Source organism: Zoogloea sp. GDB6 (assembly GCF_056724105.1).
On the sequence record NZ_CM161497.1, the window covers coordinates 2,610,926 to 2,632,226 of the forward strand.

The following is a 21,301-nucleotide window of genomic DNA, read 5'->3' on the forward strand; positions in this document are numbered from 1 at the left end:
GGATCAGATGTCTTTCGAGAGGAGAGAGCCTATGTCGGAGGTGAAGGTTTCTGTGTTGAAGAACGGCCCCCTGAAAGTCGAGGGCGCCATTGAACTGTTGCAGGATGGTTCCCCATTGGCTTTGCAGGGCACAACGGCCTTCCTGTGTCGCTGTGGCGCATCCGCAAATAAGCCTTTTTGCGATGGGTCTCACAGCAGGACTGGCTTTAGCGACGTGCCGACGGCAGGCGTCTGACCAATGGACGCCGTTCCTAGATGCGTGCAGCCCAATGAATACACTAGGAGGAGAGAGTAGCAATGACCGACAAGACTGAATCTGCACTGGAGCGCGCCTTTGCCGGCGTCGCCAACAACTACGGTGGTGACGATGTGGATCTCTACCCGATCTATCGGGAGATGCGTAGGAACTCACCGATTATCGCCGAAGACTTCATGAGCAAGATCGGCGTTCCGAACATTGCCCGTTACGACGCCGAGCGCAAGACCTTCACGGTTTTCAAACACAAGGATGTGATGGCCGTGCTGCGCGATGCAGCCAACTACACCAGTGGTTTCATTGCAGAAGGCCTCGGTGCCTTCTTCGACGGCCTGATCCTGACCGGCATGGACGGAGAAGCTCACCGGCGGGCCCGTGCATTGCTGCAGCCTATCTTCATGCCTGACGTGGTGAATACATGGCGCGATACCAAGATGGATCCCATCGTTCGCAACGAATACCTGTTACCACTAGTACCGAAAAAGAAGGCGGATTTGATGGACTTCGGTCTTCACTTTCCGATCCGCCTGATCTATGCGCTGATCGGCTTTCCTGACGACCAGCCGGAGAAAGTCGAGCAGTATGCTGCCTGGGCACTGGCCATACTGGCCGGTCCACAGGTTGATCCGGAAAAGGCCGCCGTTGCTCGCAAGGCTGCGATGGAGGCCGCTCAGTCCCTCTATGACGCGGTCAAGGAGGCCGTCGTCGAGGTGCGCAGGAACGGCGCCGAAGGCAACGACCTGATCAGCCGTCTGATCCGCGCCACCTACGAGGGACGTTCTCTCGACGACCACGAGATCACCACCTTCGTTCGTTCCTTGCTGCCCGCAGCCGGCGAAACCACTACCCGTACCTTTGGCTCGCTGATGGTCCTGTTGCTCGAACGGCCGGAGGTGCTCGATCGCGTGCGCAAGGACCGTTCTCTGGTACCCAAGGCCATTGACGAGGCGATCCGTCTGGAGCCGGTGGCCACGTTCAAGGTGCGCCAGGCCGCCCAGGATCTGGAACTGGCCGGCATGCAGATCCCTAAGGGCGCGATGATCCAATGCATCGTTACCTCCGCCAATCGGGACGAGGACGTTTTCGACAACAGCGAAGAGTTCGATATCGACCGCAAGGCCAAACCGTCCTTCGGCTTCGGGTTCGGCCCGCACATGTGTATTGGCCAGTTCATTGCCAAGACCGAACTCCAGGTTGCGCTCAACGCCATTCTCGACATTTTCCCAAACATCCGCCTCGACCCGGACCAGCCTCGACCGCGCATCACCGGTGCCCAGCTGCGCGGCCCCCACGCGGTTCCGGTAATTTGGGACTGATGGCTGAAGCAAAAACAAAACTGAACACTTATCAAAAAAGTGTTTAACAAAATATGGATGTTGGACTAAACTGAAACTCCAATATCGATCCACGCCCGGCGTGGACCATTCCAACAGGGGACAAAAATGAAACTGGAAGATCTGATTCTCGTCAGCGTCGATGACCACGCAATCGAGCCGCGGGGAGCCTTCGATCGCCACATGCCGGCCAAATTCAAGGGGCGCGAGCCGAAGGTCGAGCAGCGGGGAGGGCGAGACATCTGGGTGTTCGAAGAGCAGGCCACCGGTTACATGGGCCTCAACTCGGTCGTCGGCCGCCCGAAGGAGGAGTACGGCATGGAGCCGCTCTCCTACGAGCAGATGCGTCGCGGTACTTGGGACATCAAGGCCCGTGTCGATGACATGAACGCCAACGGTGTGCTCGGCTCCCTGTGCTTTCCGACCTTCCCCGGCTTTGCCGGTCAGCGCTTTCAGGTCATGCCTGACAAGGCCGTCAGCCTTGCCGCTATCCAGGCCTACAACGACTGGCACCTACATGATTGGTGCAACGCGGCCCCTGGCCGTTTCATCCCCCTGATGATGGTGCCCTGGTGGGACATGCAGGCCGCCGCCGCGGAAGTGAAGCGCCTGGCCGCTCAGGGCGTACATGCCCTGACCCTGTCCGACAATCCCACGGTGCATGGCTATCCGTCCATCCACAATGAACACTGGGATCCCCTGTGGAAAGCCTGCGCGGACAACAACGTGGTGATTTGCTGCCACATCGGCACCGGAGTGAAGGCCGCCCACGCTTCCGATGAGTCACCGATCGACGCCTGGATCACCTCCATGCCGATCTCCATCTCCAACTCGGCCGCGGACTGGATCTGGGCTCCGATGTGGAAGAAGTACCCCAAGCTGCGCATGGCCCTGTCGGAAGGCGGTATCGGCTGGATTCCCTACCTGCTGGAGCGGGCGGACTTCACCCACAACCATCACAACGCGTGGACCAACTCCAACTTCGGCGGCAAGAAGCCCAGCGACATCTTCAATGAGCACATCATTACCTGCTTCATCGAGGATGCCTTTGGTCTGAAAAATCTGGATGCCATCAACGTGGACATGGTCACCTGGGAGTGCGACTACCCCCACTCTGACTGCACCTGGCCGAATTCCGCCGACGTATTCTGGAAACAGGCGCAGCACCTGCCGGCCGAGATCATCAACAAGATCTCCCACCTCAACGCCATGCGCGAGTTCTCTTACGATCCGTTCGCCATTCTCGGTCGTGAGAACTGCACGGTCGGCGCCCTGCGTGCCCAGGCCGGCCACGTGAATATCGAGCCGGCCCTCGGGCTGGGTGGCGCCGCTCCCGAGCGTGATCCGACCAAGCCGGTGACATCTGGCGACATCAACAGGATGTTCGCCGCTGCCGACGCGCAAACCGCGCTGTAAGACCCGAGTCACGCCTGCTCCCGGGGCTGTGGCCCCGGGGTGGTTGCCGACCCCTGAAGGGAGAGGCAGGGCAGCTCTCACCCCGAACATCGTCCGCCATACGGGCCCCTCTTACTTAATTAAGACCGCTCCATGTCCATCGATCAGTTCAAATACAGTCGTATCCCACCCGAGGCCGAAGCCTTGCGAGGTGAGGTACGCGAATTCCTCGCCGATGCGCTAAAGGACTACCCCGCCATTCGCCGGGCTGATTCCTGGATGGGCTTCGATGCCGAATTCAGTCGTCGCCTTGGTGCCCGCGGATGGGTCGGCATGGCGCTGCCGAAACGCTACGGCGGCTCCGATGCGAGTCCGTTCGCTCGTTACGTGGTGATCGAGGAACTACTGGCCGCCGGCGCTCCCGTCTCGGCCCACTGGTTTTCCGACCGCCAGAGCGGCCCCCAGATTCTGCATTTCGGCACCGATGCCCAGAGAGATCGGCACCTGCCGGCAATCTGTCGCGGCGAGCAGTATTTCTGCATCGGGATGAGCGAGCCCAACTCCGGCTCCGACCTGGCCTCGATCAAGACCCGAGCCCGCCGCGAGGGTGACAAATGGGTGGTTAACGGCCAGAAAGTGTGGACCACCAACGCCCACCGTTCCCACTACATGATTGCGCTGGTGCGCACTGGCGAGAACAGCAAACGCCAGGAAGGTCTGTCCCAGTTCATCATCGATCTGTCCCTGCCAGGCATCACCATCCGTCCCATCAAGGATCTGACTGGCAGCGAGCATTTCAATGAAGTGTTCCTTGATGAGGTGGTGCTGGACGCCGACGCTCTGATCGGCACCGAAGGGCAGGGCTGGTCCCAGGTGACGGCCGAACTGGCTTTCGAGCGGAGCGGTCCGGAGCGTTTCCTGAGTTCCATCGCACTGATCCACACTCTCATGGATGCGGTGGGCAGATCGCCCGACGCCCTGCAGGCCAAGGAGGTCGGTCGGCTAGCGGCACGTCTCGTCACCCTGCGCAACATGTCCTTGTCGGTCACTGCCCAGCTTGCGGCTGGCGAAAACCCGACCTGGGCGGCGTCCTGCGTGAAGGATCTGGGCGCTGTCTTCGAGCAGGAAATCCCCGAGCTGGCCCAGCTGTTGGTCGAGATTCCGCCGACGGCGGAGGGCGGGGGGGATCACGCCCGGGTACTGGCCTATCTGACCCAGATGGCGCCTTCGTTTTCATTGCGTGGTGGTACGCGGGAGATTCTCCGCGGCATCATCGCGCGCGGATTGGGGTTGCGTTAACCATGCGGGAAATCTTCGACTCGACCGTCGAGCGTCTGTTCGTCGACCTGGTTAGCACCGAAAAGGTACTGGCCGCCGAAACCTCGGGCTGGAATGCCGAACTTTGGGCCGCCATGGAGGCGTCCGGCTTCGGTCTGGCTGCGGTCCCGGAAGAGCAGGGCGGAGCCGGGGCCACCTGGGCCGACTTGGGTGGCGTGGTACGCCTGTGTGGCCGTTTCGGGCTGCCGCTGCCGCTGCCCGAAACGCTGCTTGCTAACTGGCTGCTCGGCGTGTGCGGGCAGGAAGCCCAAGCCGGTCCGCTGTCCTTCGCTGCCGGCGGCCACCTGACCCTCGCGGATGGCAAGGTCAGCGGCGTGGCGGCCGACGTGCCCTGGGGCCGCGACGTGCCGGTGCTGGTGGCCATTACCGCTGGCGAAGCGCCGACTCTGGTGCTGCTGCCAGTCGAGGCCGCAGCTGCCCGCACGGCGTGCAGCAACACTGCGGCTGAACCTCGAGACAGCTTCCGTTTCGAAACCGTCCAACCACTGCTTTCCGTACCGCTGCCGGCGGGTATTCCCGCCGATGTGCTCCTCCTTGGCGGGGCCATGCTGCGTTCTGCCCAGATCGCCGGTGCCCTGCAGGGGATGCTCGAGATGACCATCACCTACGCCAACGAGCGGGTCCAGTTCGGCAAGCCCATTGGCAGCTTCCAGGCCATTCAGCACCAGATCGCCGTGCTCTCCGAGCACACGGCGGCCTCGGCGATGGGCGCCGAAGCGGCCTTCGCCCAGTCTGCCGTTAGCCTTTCCCGCCTGGCGGTAGCGAGTGCCAAAGTGTGCGCTTCGGAGGCTGCCGGTATCGGTGCCTCGGCTGCCCACGCGGTGCATGGGGCCATCGGCTTTACCCACGAGCACGCGCTGCACCTGACAACCCGCCGCCTGTGGAGTTGGCGTAGCGAGTTTGGAACCCTTACCCATTGGTCCGGTGAGCTCGGCAGGGCCCTGTGTCAGGGCGGGGCAGCGCTCTTCTGGCCGACCCTCGTCGCCGGTAATCTCGAAACCCAGGCCGGAGCCTCCGCATGAAGCCCTTTCTGATTGTCGAGCGGGAGGACGCGATCCTCACCGTGCGTATGGACAGCCCTGAAACCCGTAACGCCCTGTCCGAGCCGGCCCAGATGCAGGAGTTCGTGGACCTGTGCTCTGCCGTCAAAGCTGACCGTTCGGTCAAGGTCGTCGTTCTTACCGGAAACGGCCCGGCCTTTTGTGCAGGCGGCAACGTCAAGGACATGCGGGAGCGTGGCGGCATCTTCGCCGGCTCACCCTACGAGCTGCGCGACAGCTATCGCAACGGCATCCAGCGAATTCCGCTGGCCCTATATGACCTGGATGTGCCGGTGGTGGCTGCCATCAACGGTCCAGCCATCGGTGCCGGCCTTGATCTGGCCTGCATGTGCGACGTGCGTATCTCGGCCGACACGGCTAAGTTTGCCGAGAGTTTCGTCAAGTTGGGCATCGTGCCCGGCGATGGTGGCGCCTGGCTGCTGCCGCGTATCGTCGGCATGCCGAAGGCAAGCCTGATGGCCTTGACCGGGGACACCATTGACGCGATCAAGGCCCTGGAGTGGGGCCTGGTGACCGAGGTGGTGCCTGCGGCCGAACTAGAGGGCGCAGCCCAGGATATTGCCCGCCGGATGGCGGCCAACCCCTCCCACGGCCTGCGCCTCACCAAGCGTCTGCTCCGGGAAGGTCAGCACATGCGCCTAGATTCCCTGCTGGAGCTGTCGGCAGCCTTCCAGTCGCTGGCCCACCACACGGACGACCACCAGGAAGCCGTCCGCGCTTTCCTTGAGAAGCGTACCCCGCAGTACACCGGCCGCTGAGCCGGAACAACTACAAGATCCAATCTGGAGGAGCAACAGAATGCGAACCGTCTTCCGTGAAGACCACGAAATGTTCCGGGACATGGCCCGCCGCTTCATCGACAAGGAAATTGTGCCCCATCTCCACGAATGGGAGACGGCAGGCATCGTACCGAAGGATGTCTGGCGGAAGGCCGGTGCAGCCGGGCTGTTGTGTTCCTGCGTACCCGAGGAGTACGGTGGCGCCGGCGGTGACTATGGACATTCGGCAGTGATGATCGAGGAGTTGGCCCGGGTCAATGCGACGGCGGTGGGCTTCACCACTCATTCCGAGATCGTCGCCAACTATCTGGTGGCTTATGGCAGCGAGGAGCAAAAGCAGAAGTGGCTGCCCGGCATGGTCAGCGGCGAGATCATCGGCGTGATCGCCATGAGCGAGCCTGGTATTGGCAGCGACCTGCGCTCAATGCGCACGGCAGCCCGCCGCGACGGCGACGAATATGTGATCTCCGGCCAGAAGACCTTCATCACCAACGGTGGCAATGCCGATCTGGTGGTGGCAGCGGTCAAGCTCGATCCTGCCAGCAAGAACCTCACCCTGATTTGCGTCGAGACCGACCGGCCCGGCTTCTCCAAGGGACGCCTGCTGGAAAAGATCGGCTTGAAAGGGCAGGACACGGCCGAGCTGTTCTTCGACGAGGTGCGTGTGCCGGTGGAAAACCGCCTGGGTGAGGAGAACAAGGGTTTCAATTACTTGTTCCATCAGCTCGCTTGGGAACGACTGATCATCGCCATCCGTGCGGCCCAGTCCATCGACACCCTGCTCGAGGAAACCATCGCCTACACGCGTGAGCGCAAGGCCTTCGGCAAGCCGGTGTTTGACTACCAGAACACCCGTTTCAAGCTGGCCGAAGCCAAGGCGCAGTCCACCATGCTGCGCGTTTTCGTGGACCATTGTCTGGCGCAGGCTCTCACCGGAGAACTCTCGGCTGACGTGGCCGCCATGGCCAAATTGGTCGGTTCCGAGATGCAGGGCAAGCTCCTCGACGAATTTCTGCAACTCCACGGCGGCTATGGCTTCATGAGCGAATACAAGATCAGCCGCGCGTGGGTTGATGCCCGCGTAGCGAGGATTTACGGAGGTACCTCCGAAATCATGAAGGAGATCATCGGCCGCAGCCTTTGAGGCGAGCCAGTCTGGGCGGTCGTGTAGGCATTGTCGTCCGTCGCTCAACGATTCATCTCCACTTGAAGGCCCGTTTTCACGGGCCTCTTTTTTCGCGCTATTGCGTGGAGGAATGATGAAAGCTATTGCGCTGTCCCTTGGCGGCTCCTCTTGGCGCCCCGCCGCGTCCTTCCTGGGACGCTATTCCATCGGTACCAAGCTTCTCGTTGCACCGGTTCTGATTGTCTTTCTGTTGCTCGGAGTGGCTGGTGTTGCCTGGTATGGCATGGACGGTCAGCAGGACGTACTGCGTTCCTTCGAACAGGTTCGCTTCGAGCAATACCGCAAGACCCTAGTGGCTTCGTCAGCGGCCCAGGACACGATGGTCAGTACATACGCGATGGTGGTGCGTTTGATGGAACCGGGTGCTGAGGAGCGTAAGGAGGAGATCGTCCAATACGCTGACGATCTCAAGGCCAGTGTTGCAGAGCTCACTGGAGTCATCGGGGCAAGCGCGAACCGCCCTGGTCTGAACAAGGAGGAGAAGGTCCTCTATGATGAATTGCAGGGGCAGGTCCAGGTCTTTGCTGAGGCGGTTGGCGAGCTGACGTCCGCAGCGGCGGCGGATCCGGAAGGTAGCCTCCGCCGACTCAGCCTGGTCCGCAAGGAATATGACCGCGTCTTCGGGCAGATCTCGGCCCTCGTCCGCCTGCAGGACTCCCTGGCCAAGGAGGATTTTACCAGTGCCCACCGGATGGCGAGTGAGGTCGTGGCTGTGGTGTCCGGTGTGTCCGTACTGGCGATTTTGCTGGCCTTGGGAGTGAGCCTGCTGGTTCGCAGTCAGATCGTGGGTGCCATCCGTGCTATCGAGGAGGCATCCATAGATTTGCGCTCGGGTGACTTGACGCGTCGGGTTGCGGTCGTCGGCAATGACGAGGTGGCGCGTACTGCGCGGGCCTTTAACGAGTTGGTGGACGGATTCCAGAAGGCGGTGAAGCAGGTTGGGCAAGTTTCGACCGTGGTGGTGGCTTCCGCCGAGGAACTCTACGGCGCATCCGGACGGGTGGCGAGCGGGGCCAACGATCAGGTGCAGGCTGCGGCATCGGTTGGGGAAACGGTGCAACAGATGATCCGCAGCGTCGAGTCAATCGCTGCCAGCGCCAATGATGTGCGTGAATCGGCGTCTGCCAGCCTGCAGGGCGCAGAGGCCGGACGCACTGCGCTGCAACGCCTGCTCGACGAGATCGTGCACATGCGTGGTGCTTTTGACCAGATTCGCGCCTCGGTGGGTGACTTCGTCCGTAGCACTTCATCCATCACCGAGAGCATTGCGCAGGTCAAGGAGCTGTCCGGGCAAACCAATTTGTTAGCCCTGAATGCAGCCATCGAGGCGGCGCGGGCTGGCGAGCAGGGACGCAGTTTCAGTGTGGTGGCCGACGAAGTCCGTCAGCTTGCCGAACGTTCAGCGCTAGCTGCCAATTCCATCAACGGATTGACGCTGGAGCTTGGCCGTCAGTCGGACGCAGTCGAGCGCTCCCTGCGGGAAGGCACTCAGGCCCTTAACGATAGCCACCGCCTGACGGGGGAGTTGGAGGGCGTTCTACAGAAGGCAAGTGTCCTGGTGGATGCGTCCCACCGGGGCATGGACCAGATTGCCGGAGCGGTTATCACTCAGCACGAAGGCAGTCAGGACATCGTTGCGGGTGTAGACCGCTTCTCGCAGCTGGCCGGCGAAAGCCATCAGCTCACCCGTGACGTGTCTCGGGCAGTGGCTCTCCTGCGGGAGTCGGCCGGTGAGCTGGACCGGGCGGTGTGCCACTTCAGGGTGTGAGCAAGGATAATAGAAAGGATATAAGGATGTCGAAAAGCAGAGAGGGCGCAGCAGGGCTGCCGGTTGCCCGTCCGACTCGGGAAGAGGCTGAGGAGGCCGTCCGCACCCTAATCCGCTGGGCCGGGGATGATCCGGCGCGGGAAGGTCTGGTGGACACGCCGTCGCGAGTAGTGCGTTCTTATGAAGAGTTTTTCGCCGGCTATCAGGTCGACCCGGCCGAAATCCTCGCCCGTACCTTTGGCGAGGTGGGGGGCTACGACGAGATGATCGTGATGAACGACATCCGCTTCGAGAGCCATTGCGAACACCACATGGCGCCGATCATCGGCAAGGTGCATATCGGCTACCTGCCTGACCTGCGGGTAGTCGGCATCTCCAAGCTGGCAAGGTTGGTCGATGTGTACGCGAAGCGCTTGCAGATCCAGGAAAAGATGACCGCCGATATCGCGGACACCCTTCAGCGGGTACTCCAGCCCCGCGGTGTGGCCGTGGTCATCGAGGCTTCCCACCAATGCATGACGACCCGCGGCGTCCATAAGCCGGGGGCCTGTCTGGTAACCAGCCGCATGCTCGGAGCCTTCCGCGAAAACCCAGCGACCCGCCGGGAGTTCCTCGGCATGCTCGGGCTGGGCGAGGGGCGCGGCGCCATCAATCGCTAGTGGAAGCAGATGCTGAGGGGATTAGATCCCGGTCAGCTGCCACAGGTGTGGATCAGGAACTCCCGGAAGGCCTCGGTCGCCGCAGGCAGCGGCACGTCCGGTCGCCAGATTAGTCCCACCTCCATGTGGGGGACTGCATCGAGGACCGGTCGTGCCTCGATCCTTTTCCCCTCCAGGGACCAGGGGCGATAGACCATATCCGACAGGATGGTCACCCCGAAACCATGGGCGATCAGCCCACGCAGGGACTCCATTGAGCTTGTGCGAAAAGCGATCGAGGGTTCAATACCCCTGGCCGTCCAGTAAGTGCGGGTGGACGCCTCGCCTTCGTCCACGGTCAGCTGGATATAGGGATAGGCAGCAATATCCTGCAGAGAGGCGAAATCCTTGCCCAGCAAAGGGTGGGCTGCCGAGGCCCACAACTGGCGGCGGGAGCGCACCAGCACTTGATGAGCGAAGCGATTCCGATCGACGATATTGGTGAGGATTACGACACCCATGTCGATCTGACCGTCCACCACCGCCTGTTCGATGTTCTCCCGATTCATATCATGGAGGTCGATCTCCACATCCGGGTGGCGCATGCGGAAACGTGCCAGAAGGGAAGGTAGGAAGTACCCGAGCACGGTGTACGACGCGGCGATGCGCAGCACCCCTGCTTGCTGATGGGCTGGAAAGCAGGGTTCGCGCACCGCATCGCGCAGAGCATTAAGGATGTGGTTGGCGTGCTGGTGGAAGCGGTGTCCTTCCGCGGTGAGTGCAACACCGTGCGGCAGGCGGTCGAACAGGCGCACGCCGAGGGTCTGCTCAAGCAGCAATACCGCATTGGTGATGGCTGACTGGGATACGTGGGCCCGGGTGGCAGCCATGGAGAACTGCCTGGTTTCGGCGGCGGCCACAAAATAGCGCAGCTGGCGCAGGGTGATGTTGCTATCGGCGTCCATGCGTTTTTCAGATACCTGAACTCAGTATTTGTGATTTTACGATAACAATACAGTTTCGTATTATTTGTTCAAATAAAACGAGTAGCAGGAGACAGCGCATGAATTCCCCCTTGACGGTGACCACCACCGACGCCCTGCGTGCGGTGTCCCTTGAGGACAAATACACCCTTGAGAAAGGGCGCGTATACATCAGCGGCACCCAGGCTTTGGCCCGTTTGCCGATGCTCCAGAAGGAGCGCGACCGGCTGGCTGGTTTGAACACTGCCGGCTACATTTCCGGCTACCGCGGTTCGCCGTTGGGGGGGCTCGACCTAGCCCTGTGGAAGGCCAGGAAGCACCTGGAAAACCACGACGTAGTTTTCATGCCGGGGCTCAACGAGGATCTGGCAGCCACTGCCGTGTGGGGTACCCAGCAAGTCAATCTGTACGAAAACGCCAAAGTCGATGGGGTGTTCGGCATGTGGTATGGCAAGGGGCCAGGCGTGGATCGCTCGGCCGATGTGCTCAAGCATGCCAATGCAGCCGGGACTTCGAAGCACGGCGGGGTGTTGATGCTGGCCGGCGACGACCACGCCGCCAAATCCTCGTCGGTGGCCCATCAATCGGAGCACTTGCTGATTGCCTGTGGCATTCCGATGCTGTACCCGTCCAATGTGCAGGAATATCTCGACTATGGCATCCACGCTTGGGCCATGAGCCGCTATTCGGGCCTGTGGGTGTCGATGAAGTGTGTTACAGACGTAGTTGAGTCGACTGCCTCTGTGGACATGGATCCGGAGCGGGTACAGGTGGTGTTACCCGAAGACTTCGAGGTGCCGCCAGATGGGCTAAATATCCGCTGGCCTGATCCTCCCCTGGACCAGGAAGCGCGAATGCTCGACCATAAGTGGTACGCTGCGCTGGCCTATATCCGTGCCAACCGTCTCAACCGTGTGGTCATCGATTCACCTAAGGCCCGGTTCGGCATCATGGCTGCCGGCAAGGCTTACCTCGATGTGCGTCAGGCCCTGACTGACCTTGGTCTCGACGAGGAAACCTGCCAGAAGATCGGTATCCGGGTTTTCAAGGTGGGCTGCGTGTGGCCGCTGGACGCCCACGATGCGCGCGACTTCGCCACCGGGCTTGAAGAAATCCTCGTCGTCGAGGAGAAGCGCCAAATCCTGGAGTATGCCCTCAAGGAAGAGCTCTACAACTGGCGCGACGACGTGCGTCCGCGCATTTACGGCAAGTTCGACGAGCGCGACAACGCCGGCGGTGAATGGTCGCAGCCCCGTGGCCAGTGGTTGCTCCCTGCCCGTTACGAACTGTCGCCGGCGCTGATTGCCAAGGCCATTGCCAGTCGCCTGGAGCGGGTTGGGCTGCCGGAAGACGTGCGCGCCAAGGTCCTGTATCGCATCGCCATCATCGAGGCCAAGGAGCGCGAGGCGGCCCGCCCGCGCCTGACTGCCGAGCGCAAGCCCTGGTTCTGTTCGGGTTGCCCGCACAACACCTCGACCCGGGTGCCGGAAGGCTCCCGCGCACTGGCCGGTATCGGTTGCCACTACATGGCTATGTGGATGGACCGCCGTACAGAGACCTTCACCCAGATGGGGGGGGAAGGTGTGTCCTGGCTTGGTCAGATGCACTTTTCGGGGGATAAGCACGTCTTTGTAAACTTGGGCGACGGCACCTACTTTCACTCCGGCCTGCTGGCCATCCGGGCCGCAGTGGCTGGCAAGGCCAACATCACATACAAGATTCTCTTCAACGACGCGGTGGCAATGACAGGCGGCCAGCCGGTAGACGGCATCCTGACCGTGCCGCAGATTGCCCGTCAGTTGGCTGCCGAGGGTGCCAGCAAGATCCTCATCGTCACCGATGAGCCAAAAAAATTCGCCTCGCGTGAAGGCCTGCCAAACGAGGTGGAAGTACATCACCGGGATGAGTTCGACCGCCTGCAGAAGGAACTACGCGATACCTCGGGCGTCACGATCCTGATTTACGATCAGACCTGCGCCACCGAAAAGCGCCGCCGCCGGAAGCGTGGCGACTATCCCGACCCGGACCGTCGCGTGTTCATCAACGAGGACGTCTGCGAAGCGTGTGGCGACTGCTCAACTGCGTCCAATTGTCTGTCGGTGGAACCGCTAGAGACGCCATTCGGCACGAAGCGGAAGATCAACCAATCCTCCTGCAACAAGGATTTTTCCTGCCTGAAGGGTTTTTGCCCAAGTTTCGTCACCGCTGAGGGTGCCAAGTTGAAGAAAGCTGCCGGTGGCCGTGATCCTGGCGCCGTGCTGGCTGACTTTACGCTGCCCGAGCCGACCCTGCCGGCGCTCAAGCGTCCGTACGGTATCGTCGTCACTGGCGTCGGCGGCACTGGAGTCGTCACCGTCGGGGCGTTGCTGGGCATGGCAGCCCACCTGGAAAACAAGGGTGTCACAGTGCTCGACATGACCGGCCTGGCCCAAAAGGGGGGGGCGGTACTGAGTCACGTGCAGATCGCCAACGCGCCGAACGAGATCCACGCCACCCGCATTGCGACCGGGGAAGCCCAATTACTGATCGGCTGCGACGCCATCGTATCGGCCTCGTCCGAAGCCTTGTCGAAGATGCGCTACGGGGTAACCCGGGCTGTTGTAAACCGTGCCCGCACACCGACGGCCGAATTCATCGGCAATCGGGACTGGAAGTTCCCAACCTTATCCACCGAGGCGGATGTGCGCAACAGCGTCGGCGAGGTCTGCGAATTTCTCGATGCAAACGCGCTGGCTCTGGCCCTTCTCGGTGACACCCTTTACGCCAATCCACTGGTACTCGGTTTTGCATGGCAGATGGGATGGGTACCACTGTCCCGTGCGTCGCTGCTCAAAGCCATCGAGCTCAATGGCGTCGCAGTGGAAAAGAACCGTTTAGCTTTTGAGTGTGGGCGTGTAGCCGCCCACGATCTGCCCCGGCTCAAGGCAATGTTGCTTGTAGCTGGCAACGTGACGAACGCTGGTCAGGTGCTCGAACTGCGCGAAGGTCTGGATATGCTTATCAAGCGTCAGGCTTCTCATCTCACGTCATACCAGAACCGCGCCTATGCCGATCTTTACCTCCAGGCTGTATCCAAGATCCGGGCGGTCGAAGAACAGCGTGTGCGCGACGGCCAGCTAAGACTCACAGAGACTGTGGCTCGTAATCTTGCGAAGCTGATGGCCTACAAGGACGAATACGAAGTTGCTCGGCTGCACACTTCGCCGGCCTTCCTGGCGCGCCTGCGGGACCAGTTCGAGGGCGAGCCGGGCAAGGACTATCAGCTGGGCTTCCACCTGGCCCCGCCGCTGCTGGCGCGAAAGGACGCTGACGGTCATCTGGTCAAGCGTCGCTACGGTCAGTGGTTGATGAAGCTGTTCCCGCTGCTCTCCAGCTTCAAGGGCCTGCGCGGCACGCTCCTCGATCCCTTTGGCAAGACTGCCGAACGCCGCGCCGAACGGCAGATGGTGCGCGACTACCTGGCTCTGGTGGATGAGTTCGCTCGCACTCTCGACGGCGAACGCCTGCAACTGGCCTTTGAGCTGGCCAGCCTGCCGGAAGCCATCCGCGGCTACGGGCACGTAAAGGAAAGCAGCATGAAAAAGGCGGATGCCCGTCGTGCTGCCCTGCTTGCCCGTTACCGGGGCGAATTCCACGATCAAGCCGCCGCTTGAGCTGGCTCAGGCCAGTGTTTGTGCCTCGACTGCATGGCTCCGGCCTTGCCGCATATAAAAAATGAGGAGACGCAATATGGATAGCAATCGTGAGCAGCCACTGTGGCGCCCCGCCGAAACGCGGGCTGCCGCCAGCAACATGGCAGCCTTTACCGCCCGCGCTCGGATTCTTTCCGGCCAGTCGCTGGAGAGCCACATGGCCCTGCACGAATGGTCACTGCACTCGCCGGTTCAGTTCTGGCGCCTGGTGTGGGAATTCTGCGAAGTGATCGGCGAGCAGGGCGTGCGCGGTCTGATTAGCTCGGGCAGCATGCAGGATTCCTGCTGGTTCCCCGATGCCCGCCTCAACTTTGCCGAGAATCTCCTGCGTGACAGTGACAACCCTCAGGCACTAGTGTTCTGGGGCGAAGACAAGATCAAGCAGAGCCTGTCGCGGCAGGTGCTGCGCACCGAGGTGGCCCGCTTTGCCGCTGCGTTGAGCGCCGCTGGTGTGGAGCAGGGCGACCGCGTGGCTGCCTATCTGCCAAATGTACCGGCAACGCTCATCGCGATGCTCGCTGCTTCGAGCATCGGCGCGGTGTTCACCAGTGCTTCGCCGGATTTTGGCGTGCAGGGCGTAGTGGACCGCTTCGGCCAGACCGAGCCAAAAGTGCTGCTGAGCTGTGACGGCTACTGGTACAACGGCAAAGCGATCGACATCACGGGCAAACTCGCCGAATTGATGCCGCGTCTACCCAGCGTGCGTCAGCTGGTGGTGGTGCCCTATCTGGCTGCCGGTGCGGAACCGGACCTGGCACAGCTGCCGCGGGCAGTGTCCTACAAGACCTTCATTGCACCTTTCCAGCATGTCACAGAGCCACGCTACGTGCGCCTGCCTTTCGACCATCCGCTCTACGTGATGTACTCGTCAGGCACCACCGGCGTACCCAAGTGCATCGTGCACGGCGCCGGGGGCACGCTACTGCAGCACCTCAAGGAGCACCGTCTGCACAGCGACGTGAAAGACGGCGACCGTCTGTTTTACTTCACCACCTGTGGCTGGATGATGTGGAACTGGCTGGTGTCCGGTCTGGCCGCAGGGGCGACGCTGATGCTCTACGACGGGAACCCCTTCGTGGACGATGGCCGGATCCTGTGGGACTACGCCGAGGCTGAGCGTTTCACTCATTTCGGCACCTCGGCCAAGTACATCGAGACCCTCGCCAAGAGCAGCCTGCGTCCGGCCGATGTTTACCGCCTGCCCGACCTCCGCATGGTGATGTCCACTGGCAGCCCGCTGGCGCCGGCGAGCTTTGATTTTGTCTATGAATCCATCAAGAAGGATGTGCTGCTGGCTTCCATTTCGGGCGGCACCGATATCGTCTCGTGCTTTGTGCTGGGTAACCCAACACTGCCCGTGTGGCGTGGCGAGATCCAGGGTGCGGGTCTCGGTCTGGCTGTCGAGGTGTGGGACGACAACGCTCAACCGGTGACCGGCGAAAAGGGCGAGTTGGTGTGCCGGCAGCCTTTCCCAAGCATGCCGGTTGGCTTCTGGAATGACCCGGGCGGGGTTAAGTACAAGTCCGCCTATTTCGAGCGCTTCCCGGGCGTGTGGTGCCACGGCGATTTCTGCGAAATCACGGAACATGGCGGCTTCATCATCCACGGCCGCTCCGATGCCACGCTCAATCCGGGCGGTGTGCGTATCGGAACCGCGGAGATCTATCGTCAGCTTGAGACGCTGCCCGAAGTTCTTGAAGCCGTAGTGATCGGTCAGGACTGGCCGCCGGCTGATCCAACCGACGTGCGCGTTGTGCTTTTCGTGCGCCTGGCAGATGGCCTGGTTATCGACGAGGCGCTTAGTGCCCGCATTCGCCAGCAGATCCGTAACAACGCCTCTCCACGCCACGTGCCGGCTTGCATCGTCCAGGTGCGCGAAATTCCGCGTACAAAGAGCGGCAAAGTGGTCGAGTTGGCCGTGCGCAATGTGGTGCACGGCCAGCCGGTGAAAAACGTTGACGCGCTGGCCAACCCCGAAGCCCTGGCTCAGTTTGCCGACCGGTCCGAGCTGGCCGGCTGAACTTATAACAACACAAGGAGCGACAGCAATGAAGGTATTGGTTCCAATCAAGCGCGTGCTTGATTACAACGTCAAGGTGCGCGTCAGGGCTGATGGTTCTGGGGTCGACCTGGCCAACGTGAAGATGGGCATGAACCCCTTCGATGAGATCGCTGTGGAGGAGGCGGTGCGCCTGAAGGAAGCCGGCATGGTCAGCGAAGTGGTAGCTGTAAGCTGTGGTGTGACCGCCTCGGCAGAGGTGCTGCGCACGGCAATGGCCATCGGAGCTGATCGGGGCATCCTAGTGCAGTCGGATGTCGATCTGCAGCCACTGGCCGTAGCCAAGCTACTCAAGGCCGTATGCGACAGGGAAGACCCCGCGCTGGTGATTTGCGGCAAGCAGGCCATCGACGACGACGCCAACCAGACCGGCCAAATGCTGGCAGCGCTACTGGATTGGTCGCAGGCGACTTTCGCTTCGAAGGTATCGATTACCAACGGCCAAGCTACCGTGGTGCGCGAAGTGGACGGCGGCCTGGAAACTCTGGAAGTGCGCCTGCCGGCAGTGATCACCACAGATCTGCGTCTTAACGAGCCGCGCTATGCGACCCTGCCGAACATCATGAAGGCCAAGAAAAAGCCTCTCGATACCCTTGAGCCGGCGGTATTGGGCGTTGATGTGACCCCAAGACTCTCCACACTGAAAGTCGTGGAGCCTCCTAAACGCAGTGGTGGGATCCTCGTGTCCGACGTAGCCCAGTTGATCGAGAAACTGAAGACGGAAGCAAAGGTAATCTGAAATGACGATCTTGGTTATTGCTGAGCACGACAACCAAACCCTGAAGGCGGCAACCCTGAGTACGATTGGCGCGGCCCGCGCTTTGGAAGGCGACATCCACGTGTTGGTAGCTGGTTCAGACTGCAGCTCGGCCGCCAACGCAGCGGTCCAGGTGGAGGGTGTTGCCCGCGTGCTGCTTTGCGATGCCGCTCATTACGCCGGGGGCAGTGCTGAGAACTTGGCAGAGCTGGTAAAGAGGCTGGCAGGCCGCTATAGCCACGTGCTGGCGCCCGCGACTGCGGAAGGCAAGAACGTGTTGCCACGGGTCGCCGCTCTTTGCGACGCGGCGCAGGTGTCGGATGTGGTCGGCATCGAATCAGCCGATATCTTTGTACGGCCGATTTACGCGGGCAATGCGCTAGCTACGGTAAAGAGTACCGACCCGATCAAGTTTCTGACTATTCGTACTACGGCCTTCGCTGCACCGGGGCTGGGAGGTTCGGCCACCGTTGAGACCGTGGCCGCCGGACCCGATCTCGGTCTGACCCAACGGGTCAGGCGGGAACTGACACAATCCGCGCGTCCCGAGCTGGGCGCGGCCAAGATCATCGTTTCCGGTGGCCGGGGCCTGGGCTGTGGCGAGAACTACCGCGCCATGCTCGAGCCACTTGCCGACAAGCTGGGTGCCGCCCTGGGTGCCAGCCGTGCTGCCGTGGATGCGGGTTTCGTCCCCAACGATTACCAGGTCGGCCAGACCGGCAAGATCGTTGCTCCGCAACTCTATATCGCAGTGGGCATCTCTGGTGCTATTCAGCACCTGGCCGGTATGAAAGATTCCAAGGTGATCGTGGCGATCAACAAGGATCCGGAAGCACCCATTTTGCAGGTGGCCGACTACGGTCTGGTGGCAGATCTGTTTGAGGTTGTTCCGGCCCTGACAGTGGCCGCTTGACGCTCAACGCCTCTCTGGTGGTTATGTAGTACCTCTCCTCCCCATCGTGCCACCGGAGAGTTTTCAGCCCATCGGTCTCCCCCGATGGGCTTTTTTTTTCGGTGTCACATCGCAGGGCTCGTGATAAATCTGAGGATTGTTAAATTGGACAGTATTTTATTTTTTGTATTTATTGTTCGATGGGCTATTCTTAAGTCAGAGCAAGGCAGCATGTATCCGCGCTGCCTTTACCCAAAGAACCCATTAGGGTCAAGGAGGAGACAAGATGATCATCAAGCCCACCAGCGCCGTTGCACTTGTTATCGGCTGTGCCGGAATCACTTTTGCACCCACCAACTCTGTCCCCGTGCGCAGCGTCGCTGAGTTTTCCTGCGACGCTTACTTTGCAGAGTCTTATGCCTCGCATCACAGCCTAGTGATGGCGCGGGGATACACCGCGGGTTCGCTGATGGCAGCCCTATCCCACCCCCACTGAGGTTGGCGCTGCAGGTAACTGTCTGTCGGGCGGCGAATGCCGCCCGATTCTGTTTCAGCGTTCGATCAGATAACAGCGGGGCAGCATGCCCGGTGCGGAGTGGAACGCCGCCAGCCGACTTTCCCGGATAGCGTCCGCATGGGTGCTGCGATCGTGCTGACGAAGATAGTCCATCCATGAGGCGACTACGAAGCGCTCGGTATAGCGCTCAGGACAAGCCAAGTCGCGCAGCAGGCGCCAATCGCTGGCCCCATTGCGGCGCCGGACGCTTTCGATGGCCTGGGTGAGTTCCAGGAAATCCTCCCGCAATTCGGGAAGGGCGATGTAGCTGATTTCCACGCACACCGGCCCACAGTTACTGTCGACGGCGGTCGGAAGGAGGGTCGGGAGTCCTCCCGGGTGTGGGCTGAATTCCCTCTCCTGACCCAATTCAAGGGGGTGGCGGAAAGAGAGCATGCTGCCCGTCGCGATGAGCAGACCAGCCAGGGTCAGAGTACCGACTAGGCCCAGTCGGGCCGCGAGCAGTCCCCAGAAGACACCTCCTAGTGCCATCCCACCCATTATTACCATCAGGTAGATCGACCCAACCCGTGCTTTTACCCACATGGCGCTCGAGGTTTGGATAACGGTGGTCAGGGTGGTATTGACCGCCATCCAGGCCATGCCGCCAAAGACGTAGAGCAGACACAGTACCGGGAGGCTGCTCAGGACACCGCTCAACAGCGTGATGAGGCCGAAGATGAGGCCGCCTCGCAGGACGAGACGCTGGAGTGGGTGACGTTTGTACAGACCGGGCAGACTCAGCGCTGAGATGACGGCACCGGCACCCAGGCAACCTAGGAGAACGCCATAGCCATCGGCGCCGAGTTGCAGATGTTCGCGAGCGATTAATGGCAGAAGGGCCCACAGGGCGCTGCCGGCAGTCGAGAAAACGGTGACTTTGGCAAGGGTACGACGGAGCGCACAAGAATGGCGTACGTAGCGCAGACCACTCAAGATCGCTGGCAGAAAGCGCTCCGTCGGAAGTCCATCGCTTCGTGGGTCGGCGTGTAGCCGTCCAAGCAGGGCGAGCACTACGGCGAAGCCGCCACACACGACGACAAAGAGTATCGGTGCGCCAGCCTTGGCAATGAGCGCACCAGCCAGCGCGGGCCCTACTACCCGTGCGATGTTAGGAGAGACGGTCCCGAGGGCGATCGCTGCAGCCACCTGTCCTTCAGGAGCACGATCTATGGTGCAGGCCAGCCAGGCGGACATGCTAAGGGCGCTGGTGGTGCCCAGGGCAAAGGTGTAAAGCAGCAGGGACCAGGGGCCGAGCCGGCCGGTGAGCGCCGGCACGCATAGCAGAATCATGGCGAACAGGGCCAGCCACTGGGTAACAAGCAGCAGCCGGCGCTTGTCCATCAGGTCGGCTATCACTCCGCTGGGCAGGCCTAGCAGGAAGGCCGGCAAGGCCATGGCGGTCTGGACCAGGGCCACCATCAGCGGGGAGCCCACCAGCTCGGTCATCATCCAGGCTGCACCAATGTTCTGCATCCATACCGCCAGGTTGGCCATCACCGTGGCCAACCAAAGAGCGCGAAAGGGTGGATGGCGCAAAGGCGCCCAGGCTGAGGGACTTCTCATGGAGGCCCTACTGGAGATTGGCGATTCGGGAGAAGAGGCGACGGAAGCCTTCGCGAGTTTCCTCGGCGAAACGCATGTCGCCGTTCTCGCCGAAAGCTCGTGCGACGATGGCCCAGTCTTCTGGAAGGAGGCAGCGTGCGGCTGCCGGCATGATACGGTTCTCCTCCATGCCGATGTGCTTGAGTTGTTCGCCGGCAAAGAGCTCGAGTCGGGTGACGAAGTCGATTCGTTCGGCGGGAGGAGCGATCCCCAGAGTTTCGACATCCTCGATGAGGCGCTGTAGTTCGTTGTCTCCCTCACGGTGCTGACGCTGGAGCTCTGCAATCAGCGGATCGAACTCGCTTGTGCGTTCCTGCAGTTTCTTGAAGAGATAAGCCTCTTCTTTGGGGTGATGTAACTTGGCAGGAAAGGTCCGGAGGTAACCCAGCATGGATTTGAGCAGTTCAAAGTCCACTGTGCGGTTTTCCTGCAGGGCACGGGAGAAAGTGCGTAGGCCGTAGGCCACCACAGCGATGCTGCGGTGCTCGTCCTTCATGGTCGAGGTGACCATGTTCATAGCCGGCGCAGGATCGTTTTTTTCCACAGAGGAGACGAGTACCGGTACTTTGGCGCCGACAAGCACCTTGAGTGTTTCTGACCCCAGCATGACACCGCCGAAGCTGCGCGGACCATGGGAAGACATGAAAACCAGGTCGCATCCGAGTTCTTCAACCACCTCAAGGATCGCGGCATGGGGGCGGGTGCTTGTGCGGCTGATCGTCTCGCATTCGATGCCCGCTGCAGCCGCCGTGACGGCCGCCTTGGAGAGGATCTCTCGGGCTCGTCCGCTGTAATCGTCACGGTACGTGTCAGGGGCAATCAGCTGGAGCAGGGCCGCATCATCGGTGAGCGAGGCCGATGCGTCTGGGTCGGCGTAGAAGAAGGTGATGCGGGCGCCGACAGTGCGGGCAAACTCCACGGCCTTAGTTATGGTGTGCACGGAAAGGGCCGTGCCGTCGGTGGGTACAAGAATATGGCTGTACATCGGGGCCTCCTTGAGAG

Annotated in this window: 17 protein-coding genes; 14 read left to right on the top strand and 3 right to left on the bottom strand. The window is 61.3% G+C overall.

All coding sequences use genetic code 11. The annotated features are described in order from the left end of the window. Positions 1 to 31 precede the first annotated feature (31 nt). The 9 genes from AC1PQG_RS11815 (at position 32) to folE (ending at position 9,776) form a co-directional block, all read left to right on the top strand. Positions 32 to 235 (top strand): CDGSH iron-sulfur domain-containing protein, encoded by a 204-nt coding sequence (locus tag AC1PQG_RS11815; protein ID WP_481122735.1) that lies wholly within the window; start codon positions 32 to 34, stop codon positions 233 to 235. A 62-nt stretch (positions 236 to 297) separates the two neighbouring features. Continuing rightward, positions 298 to 1,572, top strand: coding sequence for a cytochrome P450 (locus tag AC1PQG_RS11820; RefSeq protein WP_481122736.1), 1,275 nt, complete (start codon positions 298 to 300; stop codon positions 1,570 to 1,572). Positions 1,573 to 1,698: 126 nt separating this feature from the next. After that, a complete protein-coding gene (locus AC1PQG_RS11825) occupies positions 1,699 to 3,006 on the top strand; it encodes an amidohydrolase family protein (protein WP_481122737.1) in 1,308 nt (435 codons plus the stop codon). 132 nt (positions 3,007 to 3,138) lie between these two features. Then, the gene (locus AC1PQG_RS11830) at positions 3,139 to 4,284 is read left to right on the top strand and encodes an acyl-CoA dehydrogenase family protein (protein ID WP_481122738.1); all 1,146 of its coding nucleotides are present in this window, start codon (positions 3,139 to 3,141) and stop codon (positions 4,282 to 4,284) included. A 2-nt stretch (positions 4,285 to 4,286) separates the two neighbouring features. Continuing rightward, positions 4,287 to 5,345, top strand: coding sequence for an acyl-CoA dehydrogenase family protein (locus tag AC1PQG_RS11835; RefSeq protein WP_481122739.1), 1,059 nt, complete (start codon positions 4,287 to 4,289; stop codon positions 5,343 to 5,345). Continuing rightward, a complete protein-coding gene (locus AC1PQG_RS11840) occupies positions 5,342 to 6,142 on the top strand; it encodes a crotonase/enoyl-CoA hydratase family protein (RefSeq protein ID WP_481122740.1) in 801 nt (266 codons plus the stop codon). Before AC1PQG_RS11835 ends, AC1PQG_RS11840 begins: the two co-directional genes overlap by 4 nt. 40 nt (positions 6,143 to 6,182) lie before the next feature. Next, positions 6,183 to 7,307 carry an acyl-CoA dehydrogenase family protein gene (locus tag AC1PQG_RS11845; RefSeq protein WP_481122741.1) on the top strand — a complete coding sequence of 375 codons (1,125 nt, stop codon included), beginning with the start codon at positions 6,183 to 6,185 and terminating at the stop codon, positions 7,305 to 7,307. A gap of 112 nt (positions 7,308 to 7,419) precedes the next feature. Then, the gene (locus AC1PQG_RS11850) at positions 7,420 to 9,117 is read left to right on the top strand and encodes a methyl-accepting chemotaxis protein (RefSeq protein WP_481122742.1); all 1,698 of its coding nucleotides are present in this window, start codon (positions 7,420 to 7,422) and stop codon (positions 9,115 to 9,117) included. Between the two features lie 26 nt (positions 9,118 to 9,143). Then, entirely contained in the window at positions 9,144 to 9,776 is a 633-nt protein-coding gene (folE, locus tag AC1PQG_RS11855) for a GTP cyclohydrolase I FolE (protein ID WP_481122743.1), read from the top strand. A 32-nt stretch (positions 9,777 to 9,808) separates the two neighbouring features. Here the strand turns inward: folE and AC1PQG_RS11860 are convergent, their stop codons facing one another. Further along, on the bottom strand, positions 9,809 to 10,720 hold the full coding sequence (locus AC1PQG_RS11860) for a LysR family transcriptional regulator (RefSeq protein ID WP_481122744.1): 912 nt from the start codon (positions 10,718 to 10,720) through the stop codon (positions 9,809 to 9,811). A gap of 98 nt (positions 10,721 to 10,818) precedes the next feature. Here AC1PQG_RS11860 and AC1PQG_RS11865 point away from each other — a divergent pair, with 98 nt between their 5' ends. From AC1PQG_RS11865 to AC1PQG_RS11885, 5 genes are all read left to right on the top strand, one after another. Next, positions 10,819 to 14,391: an indolepyruvate ferredoxin oxidoreductase family protein gene (locus tag AC1PQG_RS11865; protein ID WP_481122745.1), complete on the top strand. Its 3,573-nt coding sequence runs from the start codon at positions 10,819 to 10,821 to the stop codon at positions 14,389 to 14,391. Between the two features lie 76 nt (positions 14,392 to 14,467). Further along, a complete protein-coding gene (locus AC1PQG_RS11870) occupies positions 14,468 to 16,450 on the top strand; it encodes an acetoacetate--CoA ligase (RefSeq protein WP_481122746.1) in 1,983 nt (660 codons plus the stop codon). Positions 16,451 to 16,478: 28 nt separating this feature from the next. Further along, a complete protein-coding gene (locus AC1PQG_RS11875) occupies positions 16,479 to 17,228 on the top strand; it encodes an electron transfer flavoprotein subunit beta/FixA family protein (protein ID WP_481122747.1) in 750 nt (249 codons plus the stop codon). Between the two features lies 1 nt (position 17,229). Continuing rightward, positions 17,230 to 18,159, top strand: coding sequence for an electron transfer flavoprotein subunit alpha/FixB family protein (locus AC1PQG_RS11880; protein WP_481122748.1), 930 nt, complete (start codon positions 17,230 to 17,232; stop codon positions 18,157 to 18,159). 265 nt (positions 18,160 to 18,424) lie between these two features. Beyond that, positions 18,425 to 18,634 (top strand): hypothetical protein, encoded by a 210-nt coding sequence (locus AC1PQG_RS11885; protein ID WP_481122749.1) that lies wholly within the window; start codon positions 18,425 to 18,427, stop codon positions 18,632 to 18,634. 54 nt (positions 18,635 to 18,688) lie between these two features. Here the strand turns inward: AC1PQG_RS11885 and AC1PQG_RS11890 are convergent, their stop codons facing one another. Both AC1PQG_RS11890 and AC1PQG_RS11895 read right to left on the bottom strand, forming a co-directional pair. Continuing rightward, on the bottom strand, positions 18,689 to 20,260 hold the full coding sequence (locus AC1PQG_RS11890) for an MFS transporter (RefSeq protein ID WP_481122750.1): 1,572 nt from the start codon (positions 20,258 to 20,260) through the stop codon (positions 18,689 to 18,691). 7 nt (positions 20,261 to 20,267) lie between these two features. Further along, positions 20,268 to 21,284, bottom strand: coding sequence for a universal stress protein (locus AC1PQG_RS11895; RefSeq protein WP_481122751.1), 1,017 nt, complete (start codon positions 21,282 to 21,284; stop codon positions 20,268 to 20,270). Positions 21,285 to 21,301: the final 17 nt, after the last annotated feature.

What these genes read in the sequence shown, in the direction of transcription:
- AC1PQG_RS11890 (WP_481122750.1), bottom strand. Translation starts at nt 20,260, where the DNA reads ATGAGAAGTCCCTCAGCCTGGGCGCCTTTGCGCCATCCACCCTTTCGC.
- AC1PQG_RS11820 (WP_481122736.1), top strand. Translation starts at nt 298, where the DNA reads ATGACCGACAAGACTGAATCTGCACTGGAGCGCGCCTTTGCCGGCGTC.
- AC1PQG_RS11825 (WP_481122737.1), top strand. Translation starts at nt 1,699, where the DNA reads ATGAAACTGGAAGATCTGATTCTCGTCAGCGTCGATGACCACGCAATC.
- AC1PQG_RS11880 (WP_481122748.1), top strand. Translation starts at nt 17,230, where the DNA reads ATGACGATCTTGGTTATTGCTGAGCACGACAACCAAACCCTGAAGGCG.
- AC1PQG_RS11845 (WP_481122741.1), top strand. Translation starts at nt 6,183, where the DNA reads ATGCGAACCGTCTTCCGTGAAGACCACGAAATGTTCCGGGACATGGCC.
- AC1PQG_RS11830 (WP_481122738.1), top strand. Translation starts at nt 3,139, where the DNA reads ATGTCCATCGATCAGTTCAAATACAGTCGTATCCCACCCGAGGCCGAA.
- AC1PQG_RS11875 (WP_481122747.1), top strand. Translation starts at nt 16,479, where the DNA reads ATGAAGGTATTGGTTCCAATCAAGCGCGTGCTTGATTACAACGTCAAG.
- AC1PQG_RS11860 (WP_481122744.1), bottom strand. Translation starts at nt 10,720, where the DNA reads ATGGACGCCGATAGCAACATCACCCTGCGCCAGCTGCGCTATTTTGTG.
- AC1PQG_RS11850 (WP_481122742.1), top strand. Translation starts at nt 7,420, where the DNA reads ATGATGAAAGCTATTGCGCTGTCCCTTGGCGGCTCCTCTTGGCGCCCC.
- AC1PQG_RS11885 (WP_481122749.1), top strand. Translation starts at nt 18,425, where the DNA reads ATGATCATCAAGCCCACCAGCGCCGTTGCACTTGTTATCGGCTGTGCC.
- AC1PQG_RS11895 (WP_481122751.1), bottom strand. Translation starts at nt 21,284, where the DNA reads ATGTACAGCCATATTCTTGTACCCACCGACGGCACGGCCCTTTCCGTG.
- folE (WP_481122743.1), top strand. Translation starts at nt 9,144, where the DNA reads ATGTCGAAAAGCAGAGAGGGCGCAGCAGGGCTGCCGGTTGCCCGTCCG.
- AC1PQG_RS11840 (WP_481122740.1), top strand. Translation starts at nt 5,342, where the DNA reads ATGAAGCCCTTTCTGATTGTCGAGCGGGAGGACGCGATCCTCACCGTG.
- AC1PQG_RS11865 (WP_481122745.1), top strand. Translation starts at nt 10,819, where the DNA reads ATGAATTCCCCCTTGACGGTGACCACCACCGACGCCCTGCGTGCGGTG.
- AC1PQG_RS11870 (WP_481122746.1), top strand. Translation starts at nt 14,468, where the DNA reads ATGGATAGCAATCGTGAGCAGCCACTGTGGCGCCCCGCCGAAACGCGG.
- AC1PQG_RS11815 (WP_481122735.1), top strand. Translation starts at nt 32, where the DNA reads ATGTCGGAGGTGAAGGTTTCTGTGTTGAAGAACGGCCCCCTGAAAGTC.
- AC1PQG_RS11835 (WP_481122739.1), top strand. Translation starts at nt 4,287, where the DNA reads ATGCGGGAAATCTTCGACTCGACCGTCGAGCGTCTGTTCGTCGACCTG.